Consider the following 18885-nt stretch of genomic DNA (forward strand, 5'->3'; position numbering starts at 1 on the left):
GTGGTGGTGCTGGCCGAAACGCTCGAAGGCGGCACGGTCGAGTTCCTCCTGGGCCGACGGGTCGGCTACGGAGATGATCAGGCGTGCGCGCTCCTGCAGCGTCTTGCCGTAGAGGTCTACGGCCCCGTGCTCGGTTACGAACCAGTGGATGTGGTTGCGGGTCGTGACGACGCCTGCGCCTGGCGACAGTACGGGGGCGATCTTCGAGATGCCTTTGTTGGTCACCGAAGGCATGGCAATGATGGCCTTGCCGCCCTTCGACAGCGATGCGCCGTATACGAAGTCGATCTGTCCGCCGACACCCGAATAGAACTTCGTGCCCAGCGAGTCCGCGCATACCTGGCCGGTAATGTCGACCTGCAGCGCCGAATTGATGGCCGTCACGCGGTCGTTCTTCGAAATGATATAGGGGTCGTTCGTGTAGCCCACGTCCATCATCAGCACGGCAGGGTTGTCGTCGATGAAGTCGTAGACGCGCTGCGAACCCATCAGGAACGTCGATACCATCTTGCCCTTGTCGATGTTCTTGGCTTCGCCGTTGATGACGCCGCTCTCCACGAGCGGGAGTACGCCGTCGGCGAACATTTCGGTGTGGATACCCAGGTTCTTGTGGTTGCCCAGCTGCGCCAGTACGGCGTTCGGGATGGCGCCGATGCCCATCTGGAGTGTCGCACCGTCCTCGATCAGGGCGGCGCAGTGTTTGCCGATGGCTTCTTCGGTGGCGTTCGGCTGCGTGAAGTGCGCCTCCATCAGCGGTTTGTCATCCTGTACGAAGATGTCGATCTTCGAGGAGTGGATCATGGCCTGCCCGAATGCGCGGGGGACATATTTGTTTACGACGGCGATCACGTGCTCGGCGGTCTCCACGGCGGCCAGCGTTGCGTCGACCGACGTGCCGAGCGATACGAAGCCGTGCTTGTCGGGCGTCGACACCTGGATCATCGCCACATTGCAGGGTACTGCGCCGCAGCGGTAGAGGCGCTGCGTCTCGCTCAGGAAAATCGGAATATAGTCGGCATAGCCGCTCTGGGTGACTTTGCGGACGTTGCCGCCCACGAAGAACGAATCGAGCTGGAATACGCCTTCGAACTTCTCGTCGGCATAGGGTGCCGGGCCTTCGGTGTGCAGGTGGTGGATGTGGACATCCTTCAGTTCGCCGGCCTCGCCGCGTGCGCACATGGCGTTGATCAGGCATTGGGGGGCCGAAGCCACGGAGCTCAGGTGGATGTGGTCGCCCGATTTGATAACCTTGACGGCCTCTTCGGCGGTCGTAAATTTGATCTGGGTAGTCATTTTTACTTTAAGTTTGTATTTTGGTTTTGGTTAGCGTTTCCTTTCGCCGATTTTTCGCGGACAAAGTTCCTGATGGCCTTGTCTGTGTAAGTCCAGAAAATCGGTACGTTACGCATCGTGATGATGTTCAGCGTATTCAGGGCAAGGCCCATGCTGATGTCCACGCGATCGAGCGTGTCGATACCCGGGGCAATGTTGTAGAACATGACGACGACGTGTTCGGGTTGTCCTCCGCGCATCATGTAGACCCGGCCGTAGTGGTCGGACGAAGGATAGGCCGCGCCTTTGGCATAGGCGGCCGTGCCGTTGCGCTCGCCGCCCATATAGAGGCGGAACCCCCCGTAGAGGGGTGTGATGTCGAAACGGAGCATCACGTTGCCCGTGATGTTGTCCCCGGCGCAGATGACGTTCGAAATGCGGAAGTCGTTTACGAACGAGGGGGTACTGATCTCCGAGGGCTGGTGCCCGCGGGCGAATTTCTCGACGGCTTCATTGCGCAGGGATTCGAAATGCCGCGCTTCCCGGCGGAGTTTTTTCTTCTGGGCCTTTTGCAGCGCCTTCTGTTCCTTTGCGGTGCTACCCTCCCCGGGTTGCATGGCCGATGCCGCTCCGCACAGCGTGCAGAGCGACAGCAGCAAAACGGTCAGACGTTTCAGCATGGCGTTGCTATTTGCGTTTCACCTCTACCTGTTCGTATCCCTCGACGATGTCGCCGACACGGATGTCGTTGAACGATTCGATGTTCAGGCCGCAGTCCTGGCCGGCCGCAACCTCCTTGACGTCGTCCTTGAAGCGCTTGAGCGAACCCAGCTTGCCGGTGTAGATCACGATACCGTCGCGGATGACGCGGATCGGGGTGTTGCGCTGGAGCTTGCCTTCGCGGACGATACAGCCGGCCACGGTGCCGACCTTCGATATCTTGAAGATCTCCAGTACCTCGACCGAAGCGACGATCTCCTCCTTCATCACGGGTTCGAGCATGCCCTCGATGGCATCCTTGATGTCGTTGATCGCATCGTAGATGATCGAGTAGAGGCGGATTTCGATCTCCTCCTTCTCGGCCAGCTTGCGCGCCGCAGCCGACGGGCGTACCTGAAAGCCGACGATGATGGCGTTCGAAGCGGCGGCCAGCAGCACGTCCGACTCCGAGATCTGTCCCACGGCGGCGTGGATGACGTTGACCTGCACGGTCTCCTTCGAGAGCTTGATGAGCGAGCCCGACATGGCTTCGATCGAGCCGTCCACGTCGCCCTTGACGATGATGTTGAGCTCCTTGAACGATCCGATGGCGATACGGCGGCCGATCTCGTCAAGCGTCACGTGCTTCTGGGTCATGATGCCCTGCATGCGCTGCAACTGCTCGCGTTTGTTGGCGATTTCGCGTGCCGAGCGGTCGTCCTCCATCACGTTGAACGTATCGCCGGCCTGCGGCGCGCCGTTCAGTCCCAGCACCTGTACCGGCGTCGAGGGGCCGGCGGATTCGACCTTCTTGCCGTTCTCGTTGAACATGGCCTTTACGCGGCCCGTGTAGGTGCCCGACAGGATCACGTCGCCCACGTGGAGCGTACCGCTCTGCACGAGGATCGTCGAGACGTACCCGCGGCCCTTGTCGAGCGTCGATTCGATGACCGTGCCCTGCGCCTTCTTGTCGGGGTTGGCCTTCAGGTCGAGCATCTCGGCTTCGAGCAGCACCTTTTCGAGCAGTTTGTCGAGGTTCAGGCCTTTCTTGGCCGAAACTTCCTGATCCTGGTATTTACCGCCCCACGACTCCACCAGATAGTTCATCTGCGAGAGCTGCTCCTTGATGTGGTCGGGGTTGGCATTGGGCTTGTCGATCTTGTTGATGGCGAAGACCATCGGCACGCCTGCGGCCTGCGCATGGTTGATGGCCTCGATCGTCTGCGGCATGACGCTGTCGTCGGCCGCCACGATGATGATCGCGACGTCCGTTACGGCGGCACCGCGGGCACGCATGGCCGTGAAGGCTTCGTGGCCCGGCGTATCGAGGAACGTGATTTTCTGGCCGTTGAGCTCGACGCTGTACGCACCGATGTGCTGCGTGATACCTCCGGCCTCGCCTTCGATGACGTTGGTTTTGCGGATGTTGTCCAGCAGCGAGGTCTTACCGTGGTCGACGTGTCCCATGACCGTGACGATCGGCGGACGGGGCACGAGGTCTTCCTCCTTGTCTTCGCCCTCGTCGTTGATGGCCTCCTGGATCTCGACCGAGACGAATTCGACCTTGTAGCCGAACTCCTCGGCGACCACGACGAGCGCTTCGGCGTCGAGGCGCTGGTTGATGGAGACCATCAGTCCCAGGTTCATGCAGGCCGTGATGACCTGCGTGGGCGACACGTTCATCATCGTCGCCAACTCGCTCACGGTCACGAACTCCGTGACTTTGAGGGTCGAGCGTTCCTGTTCCTCGCGTTCGAACTCTTCGTTCATACGCTCGGCAACGGCGTCGCGTTTATCCTTGCGGTATTTGGCACTCTTGCTTTTGGCACCCTTGGCCGTCAGGCGTGCCAGGGTGTCCTTTACCTGCTTCGAAACCTCCTCGTCGCTCACTTCGGGGCGTACGATCGGCTTGGGTGCGGCCTTGCCTTTGTTTTTGTTGCGACGGCCTTCGCCCGGTTTGGGCTGGTTCTGGGCGCCGGGACGGTTTTGCCCGCCCTGTCCGGGACGGTTCTGGCCGCCCTGGCCCCCTTGTCCACCCTGCTTGTTGCCGCCGCCCTGCGCATTGCCCCTCGGGGCCTTGCTGACGTCGACTTTCTCCTTTTGCAGGCGCTTGCGCTTGTGCTTGCCGCCGGCCACGAATCCCGACACGTCCATCGTACCGAGTACCTGCGGCCCGGTGAGGGTCACGGTCTCCGGACGGAAGATGTTGTCCTTGGGTGCGGCCGGTTCCGGCGCGGGTGCCGGAGCTTCTGCGGGTTTGGTCTCCGGTTGTCCGGGAGCCTGCGCTGCGGATGCCGGCGTGGCCGGTGCTGCGGGTTTTGCAGGTTCAGCGGGCGCAGCTTGTGCTGCGGGCGCCGGCGTGGCCGGTGCGGCGTGGCTTGCCTGTGTAGCCGGGGCTGGCTGTGCCGGACGGGCTTCCGGGCTTGCAGGCATGGCAGGTGCGGGCTGTGCGGCAGCTTTGGGCGCCTGGGCAGGTGCCGGTGCAGCGGGTGCCGCAGGATGCTGTGCGGCGGGTTTTTCAGCTTCTGCCTTCGGGGCGGGGGCAGCCTTGGGTTTGGGCGACAGGTCGATCTTGCCGAGGAACTTCGGCTGCTGGATTTCGTCCTTGACGCTGATTACGTTGCTTTTGATGACCACCTCTTTTTCCTCCTCGCGCTCCTGCTTCTTAGCTTCTTCGAGGGTGATGGTCGTCTGCTTCAGGGAGATACGCTCGCGGATCGACTCGCGTGCATTGCCTGCGGCGCGGTTCGCCCCGAACTCCTTCTCCAGGACGGCATAAGTCTCCGCGTCGACCAGCGTATTGGGCGACCCGTCGCTCTTGATGCCCTTCTTCTGCAGGAAGTCCGTGATGGTATTCAGTCCCACCTTGAACTCCTTTGCAACCTGAATGAGCCTTAATTTTCTTTCGTTACCCATATCTTGTGTTTTCCTTTCTTGCTTATGTTACTCTTCAAATTCGGCCTTCAGGATTTCGACGACCTTCTGTGCCTGTTCCAGCTCCAGGTCGGCACGCGCGGCGATCTCCTCTACGGGCAGTTCCAGCACGCTCTTGGCCGTGTCGCAGCCGACGTTCTTCAGAGCGTCGATGATCCATCCGTCGATCTCGTCGGCGAATTCGGTGAGGGCCACGTCCTCTTCTTCGACCTCGCGGTATACGTCAATGTCGTACCCGGTGAGCATCTTCGAGAGGCGGATGTTCAGGCCGCCCTTGCCGATGGCCAGCGACACCTGGTCGGGCTTGAGGTAGACCGAAGCGGTCATTTTCTCCTCGTCGATGGTGATGCTCGAAATCTTGGCGGGATTCAGCGCACGCTGGATCATCAGCGACGGGTTGGCCGTGTAGTTCACCACGTCGATGTTTTCGTTGCGCAGCTCCTTGACGATCGAGTAGATGCGCGAACCCTTCATGCCTACGCATGCGCCTACCGGGTCGATGCGTTCGTCGTAGGACTCCACGGCGACTTTGGCGCGCTCGCCCGGGATGCGGACGATCTTCTTGATGGTGATCAGCCCGTCGAAGATCTCGGGAACCTCCTGCTCGAAGAGGCGTTCGAGGAACTGGTTGGCCGTGCGCGAAAGGATGATACGCGGCTGGTTATTGTTCATCTCGACCGACTTGACGATGGCCTTGATGGTATCGCCCTTGCGGTAGAAGTCGTTGGGAATCTGCTCCGCCTTGGGCAGGATCAGTTCGTTCTCCTCGTCGTCGAGGATCAGCACCTCCTTTTTCCACACCTGGTAAACTTCGCCGGTGACAATCTCGCCGACCTTCTCCGAATACTTCTCGTAGAGGCTGGCCTTCTCCAGGTCGAGGATGCGCGATGCCAGGTTTTGGCGCAGCGACAACACGGTGCGGCGGCCGAACGAGGCGAGTTTGATCTCGTCGGCATATTCGTCGCCGATCTCGTAGGTCGGGTCGATGGCCTTGACCTCCGACACGGCGATCTGCGTATTGGGATTCTCGACTGCGCCGTCCTCGACGACGGTGCGGTTGCGCCAGATTTCGAGGTCGCCCTTCTCGGGGTTGATGATGACGTCGAAATTCTCGTCCGTTTCGTACTGTTTCTGCAGTGCGTGGCGGAAAACGTCCTCCAGCACACCGATCATCGTGCTCTTGTCGATGTTCTTCAGCTCTTTGAACTCGGCAAAGTTGCTGATAAGATTGAGATTGTCCATTGTGTCGTTTATCTTGTTTTCAGTTTATGCTTGTTTTTGCCTGCGGCTCCCCGCCGTTTGTCCGGGGTTGTCCGGCGCGAGTGCCTATTTGAAATCCAGCCACTCCCGCGCGGACTTGATTTCGCCGAAGCCGTAACGGCGCGTCACCGTCACCAGTTGCTTGCGTTTTTTGCCTTCGACGGCCTGCTTCTCCTCGTAGGAGAGGGTGATGCCCTGGTCGTCGGCCGCGTCGAGTTTCGCCAGCACCTTGATGCCCGAGGTGAGCAGCACCTCGACCGTGCTGCCGACCAGCTTGCGGTACTGGCGCAGGCACTTGAGCTCCGACCCGATGCCGGCCGAAGCCACCGTCAGCGAGAAATCCTCCTCGTCGCGATCCAATTCCTCCTCGATCGAGCGGCTGAGCCTGACGCAGGCGTCGATGGCCACCGAGGTGTCGCTGTCGATGAGCAGCTCGATATCGTTGCCGGGCGTGCAGGTGCATCCCACGACGTACATGTCCGTCCCCTGCAGGTTGCGCTCCGCCGCCTCGATTATCTTTTTTGTGTCGATCATAGCTGAATACCGGTCGTGAATATGTATAAAATAAGGGGACTCCCCGTCCCCTTACCACTTGCTTTGTCTTTCGACATTGCAAATATAGTGAAAATTTCTAATATACCAATATTTATACGGAAATTTTACTCCTCTTTCGATACGCTTTCATAGGGCTTGATGATGCCGCGCTTCGATTCGCGGATGAATTTCACCAGCTCGTCGCGTTCCTTGCTTTGGGGTACCTGCTTCTCGACCTCCTCGCACCCCGACATGTAGTTCAGGCCGCTCTGGAAGAGGATGCGGCAGGCGTCGTGGATCTCGCCGATGCGCTCGGGGGTGAAGCCGCGGCGCGAGAGCCCGATCTTGTTGATGCCCGCGAAGCGCATCGTGTCGTTGCGTACGATGACGAACGGAGGGGCGTCCTGCCCCAGCAGCGCCCCGCCCTGGATCATGGCGTGGTCGCCGATGCGCGTCCACTGGTGTATGGCGGCATGGCCGCCGATCACCACCCAGTCGCCGATCTCGACCTCGCCGGCCAGCGACACGCGGTTGGCGATGACGCAGTTACTGCCGACCACGTCGTCGTGGGCGATGTGGACGTAGGCCATGAGCAGGTTGTGGTCGCCCACGACCGTCTTGCCGCGCGACGCCGTGCCGCGGCTGATGGTCACATACTCGCGGATGTCGTTGTAGTCGCCGATCTCGGCCGTCGTGACCTCGCCTGCGAATTTCAGATCCTGCGGCAGGCAGGAGACGGAGGCTGCGGTATGTATCCTGCACCCTTTGCCGATGCGCGCCCCGTCGTGGATCACGGCGCCGGGCCCGATCCAGCAGTCGTCGCCGATCACGACGTCGCCGGCGATATAGGCGAAAGGTTCCACCGTGACATTGTTCCCGATTTTGGCGTCGGGATGGATGTATGCCAGATTGCTGATCATCGCTTACTTGTTGTTTTTGTTTTTAACGACCTGGGCCATCAGTACGGCTTCGCAGGCGAGGGTTTCGCCTACAAAGGCCTTTGCCTCCACGACGGCCACGCCGCGGCGGATCGGCTCCATGAGGTGGATTTCGAACTGGAGCGTGTCACCGGGGACGACCTTGCGCTTGAACTTGACGCCGTCGATCTTCATGAAATAGGTCGAGTAGTTCTCCGGGTCGGGCACGTCGCCCAGCACGAGGATGCCGCTGCACTGGGCCATCGCCTCGACGATCAGCACGCCCGGCATGACGGGCTCTTCGGGGAAATGCCCCACGAAGAAGGGTTCGTTCATTGTGACGTTCTTGATACCGGCCACGTCCGTCGCGTCGCGGTGGAAGATGCGGTCGACCAGCAGGAACGGCGGACGGTGGGGCAGCATGTGGCGGATGTCGTTGATGTCGTGGAGCGGCGGCTTGCGGCAGTCGTACTGGAAACGGGGTTTTTCGCCGGCCCGGCGGATGGTGTGCTTGAGCTGCTTCATGAACTCGGTGTTGGCGAAATGCCCGGGGCGGGTGGCCCAGACGCGGCCTTTGATGCGGACGCCCAGCAGTGCGAAGTCGCCCAGCAGGTCGAGCAGCTTGTGGCGCGCCAGTTCGTTGTTGCAGCGCAGTTCGAGGTTGTTGAGGTAGCCCGCCTTGATCTCGATGTCGGGCTTGTTGAAGATCTTTTTCAGGTGTTCCAGCTGGTCGGCCGGGACAGGGTTTTCGACCACGACGATGGCGTTGTCCAGGTCGCCGCCCTTGATGAGGTTCATTTTGATGAGCGGCTCCAGTTCGTGCAGGAAGACGAACGTGCGGCAGGGCGAGATTTTCTCGGCGTAGTTGTCACCCGGGTTGAAGGTGGCGTACTGGTTGCCGATGACCTTCGAGTTGTAGTCCACGTGCACCGAGACCGAAAACTCGTCGTCGGGATAGAGGATGATGGCCACGCCCTTCTCGGGGATCGTGTAGACCATCTTTTCGGTCACGTGGTAGAATTTGCGTTCGGCGTCCTGGTCGGCGACGCCCGTTTCGGTGATGGCCTTGGCATAGGCGCAGGCCGAACCGTCCATGATGGGGGTCTCGGGGGCGTCGATGTCGATCACGGCGTTGTCCACGCCCAGCGTCCAGAGCGCCGACATGATATGTTCGATGGTGCTTACGCGGTGGCCGCCGCTCTCGATGGTCGTGCCGCGCGAAGTGTCTACGACGTAGTCGCAGAGTGCGGGTATTATGGGTTGCCCTTCGAGGTCGGTGCGGCGGAATACGATCCCCGTGTCGACTTCGGCGGGATTGACGGTCATGGTTACCTTGACGCCCGTGTGGAGGCCCTTGCCGGAGAATGAGATCGGGGCCTTCAGCGTTTGTTGTTTTGTTGACATAAGCAGTGTTTCCGATTATTTACGCGCAAAGATAAAAATTTTTTCTTAATAAAAAGTACCTATGCGGTTATTATAAAAAGTAAGGGTTTATAGCGACATCACCGCGGGCGTGGGTGGATATTTCGGAAAAAAACAGTATTTTTGTGCGGAAAAAACAGGAAACACGCCATGCCGACGCCGGAACCGGAAAAACGAGTCAAACGCCCCCGCCTGCGCCTGCCTTTCGAGAAACGGAAGCAGGATGCCGGTTCGTGGACGTACGACCACCGCATCGGGTTGTGCGTGACGCTCATCGCCTACCTGGTGCTGATGATCGCCTTCGTTTCGTCGAAGATCGTCGTCGGCCGCAAGCCCCATACCCAGGGGATGTATATCGACCTGCAGACGCTGGCCGAGCTGGAACAGGAGCGCGACAGGCTGGAACGGCTGGCGCGCGAACGGCAGGAGAAAGACCCGATCGACTGGCGGAGCATCCAGAACCAGGTTTCGAACGAAAACGCGCTGAACGAAAAGCTCAGGGACGACCGCGGTACCAATGCCGCGGCGCTCAACGATGCCGCAGCTGCGGCCGAGGAGCGCATGCGTGCCAACCGCGAGGCTTACGAACAGGGGCTCGCCGAGGAGCGCGCCATCCGCCAGCGCCGCGGCGCCGGGGAGGATTCCGAGCACCAGGATCGCAAGGTCAAGGGGCGCGTCACGGTTTCCTTTTCGCTGACCGACCCGGTGCGGACGTCCCGCTACCTGGCCGTCCCGGCCTACAAATGCGAAGGCGGCGGCGAAGTGGTGGTCGAGATTACGGTCAACCGTGCGGGCGACGTGACGAACGCCCGGGTGGTCGAAGGCGGGGACGAGTGCATGCGCTCTTCGGCGCTCGGTTCGGCCCGCAGGTCGCGTTTCAACATCGACGACTCCGCCCCGGCACGCCAGCAAGGGACGATTACGTATATTTTTATCCCCCAATAAGTTCTTTTTGCCCCGCAGAGGCGTGATGTTTGCCGGATTTTTTTTATCTTTGTTGCCGATCGAAATTCAGGCATGCGTAAAATCGCGATCATACTGTCGGGCTTGCTGTGTTGCCTGTTCTACGAAACGGGCGGCAGGGAGATTCCTGCGTCCGGTGCGGAGCATGCCGCCGTCACGATTTCGGTCGACCGCGCTTCCCACGACCAATGGCGTTGCGAGCGCGAGTACAATGCCGACCTGAATTTGCCCCGCGCGGCGGGGGAAGTATCTCCTGCCCCGGTCGTGCCCGTTTCCCAACGCGGCGGATCCGAAACCGGCCAGAACGCCGACCGTTTTGCGGCGAACCGGTTCGAGGCGGGTGTCGTGAAAGTAACCTCGGAATTCAAATCTTCTGACCTGTCCGTCGGCCTGCATGCCGTAGACTACTACGTCTACCGCCTGCGCCGGCTCATTATTTAGCGTGTTGTATTTTACCGGTTTACAAAGGAAATACAAACGATTAATAATGAAAAAGATATGGATAGGAATAAAATTTGCGAGGCGATGTACGCCTTGCCCGGGGGCGTTGTGGTAAAACGCCGTAAGTCCCAGTTGCGCGCTGCCGTGCTGTTCATTGCCGGCGTTGCGTTGGTGGTAGTGAACAATATGTACGGGGCGGAGCTCACGAACAACATGCGTTCGGCGATCGTTTTCATCGGCGGGCTGCTGATCCTCTCGGGGATGGTCATGGCTGCGATCCGGCTCTTCGGCTCGGGGGGCGTGCCCTTCCACAAGGACAAGCATTGCTACCTCGTTTTCGAGGAGCTCTACTTCGACCGGGGCGTCCGTGCCGATGTGGTGCAGTCGGTTGAGAACGGCGCCGTAGACCGGCTGCTCGGCCTGGCACGCGCGAATGTCCCGGCGCTCACGGTGGCCCTCTACCGTACGCCCGACAACCGTTTTGCAGCCATGCAGGCGTTCGAGTACGCCGACCTGGAGTACAAGCCCCTGACCAGGCTGAACATAGTAGATAAAGCATAACGTAACATAAACGGAGAAGAATGATAGACATCAGTGGTGAAAACGTAGTATTGGTAGGCGCGTTGCTGCTCTTCGTGGCGGTGATGGCCGGTAAGGTCGCGTATCGTTTCGGGGCCCCCGCGCTGTTGCTGTTCCTCGGGGTGGGCATGTTGTTCGGTTTGAATTTCATCTCGTACCGTTCGGTCGAGATGACCCAGTTCGTGGGTATGATCGCCTTGTGTATTATCCTCTTCACGGGCGGTATGGACACGAAGTTCTCGGAGATAAAACCCATCATCGGCCCGGGCGTCGTACTGGCTACGGTCGGCGTGGTCATGACGGCGTTCGTGCTGGCCGGTTTCGTGTGGCTGGTGGCTCCGTGGCTGGGGATCGAAATACCGTTCGCGCTGGCACTGCTGCTGGCCTCCACGATGTCCTCGACCGACTCGGCGTCGGTTTTCTCCATCCTGCGAAGCAAGAAACAGGGGCTCAAGCAAAATCTGCGCCCGCTGCTGGAGCTGGAGAGCGGTTCGAACGACCCGATGGCATACATGATGACCATCCTGCTCATCAGTGTCGTGTCGAATACCTCGTCCGGCGTCGGCCTGGGCATGAGCGTAGTCTTTTTCGTGGTGCAGATGGTCGTGGGCGCCCTGTCCGGGTACCTGATCGGGCGGCTGGCCGTATGGACGATCAACCGCATCAACCTGGTCAACCATTCGCTCTACTCGGTGCTCCTGCTGGCATTCATCTTCTTCTCGTTCGCCTTCACCGACCTGATCAAGGGCAACGGCTACCTGGCCGTCTACCTTTCGGGTCTGGTTATCGGTAACCACAAGCTCCAGCAGAAACGGCCGCTGACGGTTTTCTTCGACGGGTTCACGTGGCTCATGCAGATCGTGATGTTCCTCACGCTGGGCCTGTTCGTGAACAGCAACGAACTGCTCGAACCCCGGGTGCTGATCCTCGGCGGGCTGGTGGGGGCGTTCATGATCCTTGTGGCGCGTCCGCTGACGGTCTTCGCTTGCCTGCTCCCGTTCCGCAAGTTTACGACCAAGGCACGGCTTTACGTGTCGTGGGTCGGGTTGCGCGGCGCTGTGCCTATCCTCTTCGCCATCTATCCGCTGATGGCGCATGTGGAGAATGCCGGGCTGCTGTTCAACGTGGTTTTCCTGGGGACGATCATTTCGCTGCTGGTGCAGGGCACTACGGTGAGCGGCATGGCCAACCTGCTGGGGCTGGCCTATGAGGAGCGCGAGTCGGCCTTCAGCGTCGACATGCACCAGGACATGAAGTCGGCGCTTACGGAGGTCGAGGTCAACGAGACGATGCTCGAAAGCGGGCATACGCTCAAGGACATCACCCTCCCCGAGAATACGCTGGTGATGATGGTCTGCCGCGACGGCGAGTATTTCGTGCCGCAGGGTAAGACGGAACTCAAGCTGGGCGACAAGCTGCTGGTCATTTCCGACCGCAGCGAGGAGCTGGCAACCACCTATAAGGACATGGGCATCGACGATGTCATGAAGTTAGGGTAGGCTTCCCGCGGAGGAGGGTTCCTGTTCCGTCGGGAATTCAGGAGCCGTTCCGCAAATCCCTTCCGGAGGGACAGGTATGTCCGGTATCCGGTGACTTGGAGCCTGCCGGACACAGGCAGATCCCGGCGAGCGAATCGCCGGGATTTTGTTTCGCTTTGCCGGACGAAAAGCCGGACGGCGATTTGCACCGTCCGGGATTTTTTCCTATATTCGATGTGCCGTATCGGGGGCTGCCCCGATTTCCGTACCTCTATGAAAACCGAACGAATGAAAATAGGGCTGTTTGCCGCGCAGCTCGTCTTGCCCGCCCTGCCGGGCCTTTATGTCATCCTGTTCCGTCCCGGGGTGTCGCTGCTTACGCCCCGGATGCTTGTCCCCTCCATGCTGTGCATCAACCTGCTGGCCCTCCTCTTGGGGTGGCGCAGGCTCGGATGGTCGCGCAACGAACGGCTCGATGCAGCCATGCTGCTGGTGATGTTCGCCCTGTTTCCCTGGCTGGAATACCGGGTGCTGCCCGTCGGGGCGTTCGAGGGAAATTTGTGGGCGCAGGTCGGGTGTTACTGCGCGGGACAGGCGATCGGGTATGTCTCGGTCGTGCTGGCGCCTGACTGGTTGGGAAGGCTCAGACAGCGGCGTTATGAAGAGCGGGTCTTGTCGGGGCGGGAAAAGTTCCGATCCCGCAAGGAGGTGCTGGAACAGCGGGCCGAAGCGCAGGAGGCGCAGCGCAGGGCGAAAGAGTTGCGCAGGGCGAAGAAATAAAAACATCCCGGACATTCGTAGTTCGGGATGTTTGTTTTCGGGGCGTATGCCGGAGCCGTTTCCCCGGCTGTCAATCTGCCAATCCATCGGTTTGTCCGTCCGTCAACTCATCAGTCCGCCGGCCCGCCAGTCCTTCGGTCTGCCAGTTTGCCCGCCCGTCAGCCCATTGGTTCGTCTGTCTGTCTGTCTGTCTGTCTGTCTGTCCGCCGGCTCATTAGTCTGTAAGCTCGTCAGCCCGTCAGTCCGCTGCTCCGCCCGCAGGGAGGGCGGAATCGCGGCCTGCTGCCGTTTTACAGGGAGCGCCGGATGTTGAGCATCCAGGGGTTCTCGATGTTGCGGATGCCTTTCTGGAAGATCAGCTGCGCCAGCGTCAGCCCCATCTGGCGGAAGTCGGTCGAGAGGGTGGTGATCCCGCCCGCGAGGATCTCCTTGAGCGGCGTGTCGTTGTACGAAATGATGCCGAATTCGCGGCCGGGCGTCATCTGCTGCCGCTCGGCCTGCTTGAGCAGCGTCACCAGGTCGCGGTCGCTGACGAGGATGAACAGGTCGCCTTCGCGGATTTCGCGGTCGCGGATCGAGGCGAGGTATTCGTGCCCGAACCCGTGTTCCGCACAGAAGCGCACCAGTCCGTCGTAGCGCTCCTGCGGCTCCTTTTTTTCGTGCTGCACCATCAGCAGCCGTTCGTATTTGCGGATATGCCGCAGCCCGTGGCAGAGCGCCTCGTAGGTGTCCTTTTCGAAGTTTTGCGCAACGGACGAATACCTGCCCAGCAGTTCGGGGTGGAAGTGGTCGAGCAGGAACACCCGCCCCGAGAGGCTTTCGAGCAGCGGCGCGATGCCGGTGAACTTGCCCGGCATGATGATATAGGTGGTGTATTTGCCGTTGGCGTCGGTCACCAGCGCGTCGAAGACCCTGCGGTTGTAGTTGTGGAAATAGAGGTCTACGCTTACGCCTTTGCCGACGTGCTCCATGAACGAGTTGTAGAGGTCTTCCTTGAATTCGTTGAATTCGTTGAAGAGCAGGAAAATATTCTGTTCCGAGGGGATTCGCGCCGAGGCGATGTAGTAGCCCACGCCGGGCGTCGAGGCGATGATGCCGCGCGATTTGAGTTCGCTCAGCCCGGCGAACACGGTGTCGCGCGAGAGACGGTAGTTCTCGCGGAATTCGTTGATCGAGGGTATCCAGTCCCCCTTCTGGAGCTTCCCTTCGGCGATGCCGTCGATGACGAAGTTGACGACCTGTTTGTATTTCGATTCGTTGTTTTTCATGGCTTTGCACACGCAATGTCGTGCAAATATACATAAAATCGGGTAATATCGGTACGAACCGGTACGAAAAATAAAAAAAAACATACCAGTTCGTACCAGTATGACGAAATTTTGTTTATATTTGCCCGAAAGATCGTACAGCGCAATGGAGAAAGGGATTGTTTTCAGCATCGAGGAGTTCGCCATACACGACGGGCCGGGTATCCGCACCACCGTTTTCCTGAAAGGGTGCCCGCTTCGCTGTGCCTGGTGCCACAATCCCGAGGGCATTTCCCCCGAGCCGCAGTATATGGATCGCCGCGACGGCCGCACGATGTGCGGGTACGCGATCTGCTCGGGGGAGCTGGCCGGCAAACTGCTGCGCAACAAGGCGGTATACGCCATGAACCGCGGCGGTGTGACGCTCACGGGCGGCGAGCCGCTCCTGCAGGCCGCATTTGCGGCAGAGGTGCTTGCCGCGTTGCAGGCCGCGGGGGTGCATACGGCCGTCGAGACGAGCGGCTATGCCGCGCCGGATGTTTTCCGCCGGGTGGCGGGGCACGCCGATCTGGTGCTGTTCGACGTGAAGCACGCCGACCCGGTGCAGCACCGCCGCTGGACGGGGGTGGACAATGCCCCCATCCTGCGCAACCTGGCATGGCTGTGCACTTCGGGCCGGCCGTTCGTCGTCCGCATCCCGCTGATCCCCGGGGTGAACGATACGCGGGAGAACATGTTGCAGACCTGCCTGCTGATTAAGGATGCCCCGGGGCTGGAGCGGGTCGAGATCCTGCGCTACCACAAGACCGCCGGGGCGAAGTACGCCATGATCGGCCGGACGTATGCCCCCGGTTTCGATACCGGGGCGGAGCCCCGTGTCCACGACGTTTTCAGCGACTACAATCTTAAAACACTCATACAATGAATCCCAGAATCGAAAACCTGCGCGGCTATATCCTCCGCAAAGAGCACCATGTCCTGCGCCGTACCCCGGCCCGGCTCGGGCTGGACAACCTCAATATCGGGTTTGCAGCGGCCGGAATGCCGCCCGTGAGGCGCTCGGCGGAGATGCTCGCCGCCCTGATGCGTGCCGAACAGCCCGTGATCCTGCCGGGCGAGAAGATCGTATTCACCCGCACCGTTACCGAAGTGCCCGAAATCTTCACCCCGCAGGAGTGGGACGGGATCAAGGCGTCGCACTACATCCACGAGCGCGGGACGGTCTGCAACATATCGCCCGACTACGAAACCACCATCCGCCTTGGGCTCGATGCCCGGAAGGCCGAAATCGCTTCCCGCCTGACGGACGATTCGCTCGACCAGGAACAGCGTATCTTCCTGGGGTCGGTGGCGCTCTGCATCGAGGCCGTGCAGGAGCTTACGGGGCGTTACGCCGTCCATGCCCGCGAGGCGGGGCAGGCGGATACAGCCCAAGTGCTCGAGGCCGTGCGTACGCGCGGCGCCCGGTCGCTGCGCGAGGCGCTGCAACTGCTGCGCATCCTCCATTTCGCGATCTGGGAGGCTGGCAATTACCACAATACGCTGGGGCGTTTCGACCAGTACATGTACCCCTATTTCCGCCATGACATCGACAGCGGCGTGCTGACCGAGGAGGAGGCGTTCGACCTGGTGGAAGAGTTCTTCCTCGCATGCAACAAGGACAGCGACCTCTATCCCGGTATGCAGCAGGGCGACAACGGCCAGAGCATGGTGCTGGGCGGCCGCGCCGCAAACGGCGACTACCTTTTCAACCGCCTCTCGGAGATGTGCCTGCGGGCCAGCTGCGAACTGGAGCTGATCGACCCCAAGATCAACATCCGCGTCGACGCGGATACGCCCGACGAAATCTTCTTCCTGGGGTCGCAGCTCACCCGCAAGGGGCTGGGATTCCCGCAGTACAGCAACGACGACGTGATCGTCCCGGGGCTCATGAAGAAAGGGTACTCGGAGCAGGACGCCCGCAATTATGTCGTGGCCGCCTGCTGGGAGTTCATCATCCCCAACCATGCGATGGACATCCCCAACATCGACGCCGTGTCGCTCATCGGCTGCGTGCGCGAGGTGTTGCCCGAACTGGAGCAATGCCCCGATTATGCGGCCTTCTACGGCCGTGTAGAGCGGAAGATCGCCGAAAAGGCCGACGCCATCTGCCGCAAGCACCGCAACCTCTACATCGCCCCCGCACCGATGATGTCGCTGTTGATGGACGGCACCATAGAACGGGCGCAGGACATTTCGCTCGGCTCGCGCTACAACAACTACGGCCTGCACGGCACGGGCATTGCCACGGCGGCCGACTCGCTGGCGGCGCTGCGCAAATTCTACTTCGAGGAGCGCCGTTTCGATGCCCCGACGCTGCTCTCGGCGCTGGAGGACGACTTCCGCGGCGCACCCGAATTACAACGCCTGCTGCGCCGGGAGGCTCCCAAGATGGGGCAGGACGACGACTATGCCGACTCCATCGGGCGCGACCTGCTCGCATCGTTCGCACGTGCGCTCGAAGGGCGCCGCAACGAGCGGGGCGGCATCTACCGCGCCGGCACCGGTACGGCCATGTACTATGTTTTCCATGCCGCAGGCCTCGGTGCCACGCCCGACGGCCGCAGTGCCGGGGAGATGATCCCCGCCAACTATTCGCCGAGCCTGTTCATCGACCAGCGCGGGCCCGTATCGGTCATCAAATCCTTCACCAAACCGCGTCTGGAGGATGTGGTCAACGGCGGGCCGCTGACCCTCGAGTTCGACCAGTCGGTCTTCAACAACGAGGAGAGCGTCCGCAAACTGGGCATGCTCGTCAAGACCTACATCGCCCTGGGCGGCCACCAGTTGCAGCTCAATACCGTCAGCCGCGAAAAGCTGCTCGACGCCAAGGTGCATCCCGAGCGGCACCGCAACCTGATCGTGCGCGTCTGGGGCTGGAGCGGCTATTTCGTCGAACTGGACGAATGTTACCAGAACCATGTGATCAACCGGATCGAATTCGGCCTCTGAACCGTCGTGAACCGAAACTGAAAACCAACTAATCCGACCTGATATGAAAACATCCGTTAAAGGCTTCATGTTTTATGTCGCCTTCGTCGCTTCGCTCGGCGGCCTTTTGTTCGGCTTCGACACGGCCGTGATCTCCGGTGCCGAAAAGGCGATCCAGGGGATCTATGCGCTCTCGGACTTCGCGCACGGCTTCACGATCGCCACGGCGCTTATCGGCACCATCGTCGGCGCCCTGGTCTGCGGCGGCCCAGCCGAACGCTACGGGCGCCTGCGCTCGCTGAAGGTGATCGCGTGGCTCTACCTGATCTCGGCCGTGGGCAGTGCCGTGATCGTCAACTGGTATTCGTTCATGTTCTTCCGCTTCCTGGGCGGACTGGCCGTCGGCGCCTCGTCGGTCGTGGGGCCGATGTATATCGCCGAGATCTCCCCGTCGCACTGGCGCGGGCGTTTCGTGGCCTTCTTCCAGTTCAACATCGTGCTGGGCATCGTCATCGCCTACCTGACCAATTACTGGATCGTGGGGATTCCCCACGACTGGCAGTGGATGCTGGGCATCGAGGCCGTCCCGGCACTGGCCTTCGGCCTGTTGCTGATGACCGTGCCCGAAAGCCCCCGCTGGCTGCTTATCCGCAGCCGTGACGCCGAGGCGCGCCGTGTACTCGAACGCACCACGCGCGAGAATGTCGAAGCCGAAATGGCCGAGATCCGCGCCTCGCTCGCCGGGGCGGGCGATACGGGCGAGCGGCTTTTCCGGAAAAAATATTTCATCCCCATCCTGCTGGCGTTCCTCATCTCGACGTTCAACCAGCTCACGGGGATCAACGCCATCCTCTACTATGCGCCGCGCCTGTTCGAGATGTCGGGCGTCTTCCGCGAGGGGGCGATGATGCAGTCGATCATGATCGGCATCACCAACCTCACGTTCACCATGCTGGGCATGTTCCTCATCGACAAGGTGGGGCGGAAGAAGCTCATCGGCGTAGGTGCCGTGGGGATGTTCGTCTCGCTGGTGCTCGTGGCGCGCGGGTTCTGGCTCGAACGCTTCGAAGGTTACTACATGCTCGTCTGCCTGATGGGCTACATCGCCTTCTTCGCCGTGTCGCTGGGCGCTACGATCTGGGTGGTCATTTCCGAGGTCTTCCCCAATTCGGTGCGTGCCAAGGGGCAGGTGCTGGGCAGCATGACCCACTGGGTGTGGTCGGCGCTGCTGTCGTGGTTCTTCCCCGTCTTCCTTTCGGTCGGCGGCACCTATATCTTCGGATTTTTCGCGCTTATTGCCCTCGGCAGCCTTATCTTTGCGATAAAGCTCCCCGAGACCAAGGACAAATCGCTCGAACAGATACAGAAAGAACTGGTAAAATAAAAACC

Annotated in this window: 15 protein-coding genes and 1 pseudogene; 8 read left to right on the forward strand and 8 right to left on the reverse strand. The window is 60.6% G+C overall.

The window, feature by feature from the left end; all coding sequences use genetic code 11:
- The 7 genes from DW189_RS13035 to DW189_RS13065 all read right to left on the reverse strand — a co-directional run.
- On the reverse strand, nucleotides 1-1293 hold a 1293-nt coding region (locus DW189_RS13035), incomplete at its 3' end, for an acetyl-CoA hydrolase/transferase family protein (protein WP_147326498.1).
- Between the two features lie 2 nt (nucleotides 1294-1295).
- Entirely contained in the window at nucleotides 1296-1952 is a 657-nt protein-coding gene (locus tag DW189_RS13040; RefSeq protein ID WP_117508489.1) for a hypothetical protein, read from the reverse strand.
- Nucleotides 1953-1959: 7 nt separating this feature from the next.
- Nucleotides 1960-4887, reverse strand: a complete 2928-nt coding sequence (infB, locus tag DW189_RS13045) for a translation initiation factor IF-2 (RefSeq protein ID WP_117508490.1) — start codon at nucleotides 4885-4887, stop codon at nucleotides 1960-1962.
- Between the two features lie 27 nt (nucleotides 4888-4914).
- On the reverse strand, nucleotides 4915-6147 hold the full coding sequence (gene nusA / locus DW189_RS13050; protein WP_032134262.1) for a transcription termination factor NusA: 1233 nt from the start codon (nucleotides 6145-6147) through the stop codon (nucleotides 4915-4917).
- A gap of 84 nt (nucleotides 6148-6231) precedes the next feature.
- Nucleotides 6232-6699, reverse strand: a complete 468-nt coding sequence (gene rimP, locus DW189_RS13055) for a ribosome assembly cofactor RimP (protein ID WP_117508491.1) — start codon at nucleotides 6697-6699, stop codon at nucleotides 6232-6234.
- A gap of 125 nt (nucleotides 6700-6824) precedes the next feature.
- Nucleotides 6825-7619 (reverse strand): acyl-ACP--UDP-N-acetylglucosamine O-acyltransferase, encoded by a 795-nt coding sequence (gene lpxA, locus DW189_RS13060; protein ID WP_117508492.1) that lies wholly within the window; start codon nucleotides 7617-7619, stop codon nucleotides 6825-6827.
- Nucleotides 7620-7622: 3 nt separating this feature from the next.
- Nucleotides 7623-9020 (reverse strand): bifunctional UDP-3-O-[3-hydroxymyristoyl] N-acetylglucosamine deacetylase/3-hydroxyacyl-ACP dehydratase, encoded by a 1398-nt coding sequence (locus DW189_RS13065; protein ID WP_055204929.1) that lies wholly within the window; start codon nucleotides 9018-9020, stop codon nucleotides 7623-7625.
- A gap of 168 nt (nucleotides 9021-9188) precedes the next feature.
- Here DW189_RS13065 and DW189_RS13070 point away from each other — a divergent pair, with 168 nt between their 5' ends.
- From DW189_RS13070 to DW189_RS13090, 5 genes are all read left to right on the forward strand, one after another.
- Nucleotides 9189-9983, forward strand: a complete 795-nt coding sequence (locus DW189_RS13070; RefSeq protein ID WP_018696796.1) for a TonB family protein — start codon at nucleotides 9189-9191, stop codon at nucleotides 9981-9983.
- Between the two features lie 72 nt (nucleotides 9984-10055).
- Nucleotides 10056-10442 (forward strand): hypothetical protein, encoded by a 387-nt coding sequence (locus DW189_RS13075; RefSeq protein WP_117508493.1) that lies wholly within the window; start codon nucleotides 10056-10058, stop codon nucleotides 10440-10442.
- A gap of 57 nt (nucleotides 10443-10499) precedes the next feature.
- On the forward strand, nucleotides 10500-11003 hold the full coding sequence (locus tag DW189_RS13080; RefSeq protein WP_232045519.1) for a hypothetical protein: 504 nt from the start codon (nucleotides 10500-10502) through the stop codon (nucleotides 11001-11003).
- A 20-nt stretch (nucleotides 11004-11023) separates the two neighbouring features.
- The gene (locus DW189_RS13085; protein WP_055212613.1) at nucleotides 11024-12520 is read left to right on the forward strand and encodes a potassium/proton antiporter; all 1497 of its coding nucleotides are present in this window, start codon (nucleotides 11024-11026) and stop codon (nucleotides 12518-12520) included.
- A 252-nt stretch (nucleotides 12521-12772) separates the two neighbouring features.
- Nucleotides 12773-13279, forward strand: coding sequence for a hypothetical protein (locus tag DW189_RS13090; protein WP_232045521.1), 507 nt, complete (start codon nucleotides 12773-12775; stop codon nucleotides 13277-13279).
- Nucleotides 13280-13569: 290 nt separating this feature from the next.
- On the opposite strand, the gene DW189_RS13095 is transcribed toward DW189_RS13090, so the two are convergent.
- Complete coding sequence (locus DW189_RS13095) at nucleotides 13570-14547, reverse strand: GntR family transcriptional regulator (RefSeq protein WP_117508496.1); 978 nt, start codon at nucleotides 14545-14547, stop codon at nucleotides 13570-13572.
- 145 nt (nucleotides 14548-14692) lie between these two features.
- Between DW189_RS13095 and DW189_RS13100 the strand changes: the two genes are divergently transcribed.
- The 3 genes and pseudogenes from DW189_RS13100 to DW189_RS13110 form a co-directional block, all read left to right on the forward strand.
- A complete protein-coding gene (locus tag DW189_RS13100) occupies nucleotides 14693-15451 on the forward strand; it encodes a radical SAM protein (protein ID WP_022331785.1) in 759 nt (252 codons plus the stop codon).
- Nucleotides 15448-17517 carry a pyruvate formate lyase family protein gene (locus DW189_RS13105; RefSeq protein WP_117508498.1) on the forward strand — a complete coding sequence of 690 codons (2070 nt, stop codon included), beginning with the start codon at nucleotides 15448-15450 and terminating at the stop codon, nucleotides 17515-17517. Before DW189_RS13100 ends, DW189_RS13105 begins: the two co-directional genes overlap by 4 nt.
- Before the next feature lie 28 nt (nucleotides 17518-17545).
- A pseudogene (locus tag DW189_RS13110) lies at nucleotides 17546-18880 on the forward strand (sugar porter family MFS transporter); the annotation flags it as partial.
- Nucleotides 18881-18885: the final 5 nt, after the last annotated feature.

This window comes from Alistipes sp. AM16-43, assembly GCF_003435745.1.
Lineage (GTDB): Bacteria > Bacteroidota > Bacteroidia > Bacteroidales > Rikenellaceae > Alistipes > Alistipes onderdonkii.

Excerpts from the sequence above, each read along its gene's own strand:
- DW189_RS13085 (WP_055212613.1), top strand. The coding sequence starts at position 11,024 with ATGATAGACATCAGTGGTGAAAACGTAGTATTGGTAGGCGCGTTGCTG.
- rimP (WP_117508491.1), bottom strand. The coding sequence starts at position 6,699 with ATGATCGACACAAAAAAGATAATCGAGGCGGCGGAGCGCAACCTGCAG.
- DW189_RS13075 (WP_117508493.1), top strand. The coding sequence starts at position 10,056 with ATGCGTAAAATCGCGATCATACTGTCGGGCTTGCTGTGTTGCCTGTTC.
- infB (WP_117508490.1), bottom strand. The coding sequence starts at position 4,887 with ATGGGTAACGAAAGAAAATTAAGGCTCATTCAGGTTGCAAAGGAGTTC.
- DW189_RS13040 (WP_117508489.1), bottom strand. The coding sequence starts at position 1,952 with ATGCTGAAACGTCTGACCGTTTTGCTGCTGTCGCTCTGCACGCTGTGC.
- lpxA (WP_117508492.1), bottom strand. The coding sequence starts at position 7,619 with ATGATCAGCAATCTGGCATACATCCATCCCGACGCCAAAATCGGGAAC.
- DW189_RS13090 (WP_232045521.1), top strand. The coding sequence starts at position 12,773 with ATGAAAACCGAACGAATGAAAATAGGGCTGTTTGCCGCGCAGCTCGTC.
- DW189_RS13095 (WP_117508496.1), bottom strand. The coding sequence starts at position 14,547 with ATGAAAAACAACGAATCGAAATACAAACAGGTCGTCAACTTCGTCATC.
- DW189_RS13070 (WP_018696796.1), top strand. The coding sequence starts at position 9,189 with ATGCCGACGCCGGAACCGGAAAAACGAGTCAAACGCCCCCGCCTGCGC.
- DW189_RS13105 (WP_117508498.1), top strand. The coding sequence starts at position 15,448 with ATGAATCCCAGAATCGAAAACCTGCGCGGCTATATCCTCCGCAAAGAG.
- DW189_RS13065 (WP_055204929.1), bottom strand. The coding sequence starts at position 9,020 with ATGTCAACAAAACAACAAACGCTGAAGGCCCCGATCTCATTCTCCGGC.
- DW189_RS13080 (WP_232045519.1), top strand. The coding sequence starts at position 10,500 with ATGGATAGGAATAAAATTTGCGAGGCGATGTACGCCTTGCCCGGGGGC.
- nusA (WP_032134262.1), bottom strand. The coding sequence starts at position 6,147 with ATGGACAATCTCAATCTTATCAGCAACTTTGCCGAGTTCAAAGAGCTG.
- DW189_RS13100 (WP_022331785.1), top strand. The coding sequence starts at position 14,693 with ATGGAGAAAGGGATTGTTTTCAGCATCGAGGAGTTCGCCATACACGAC.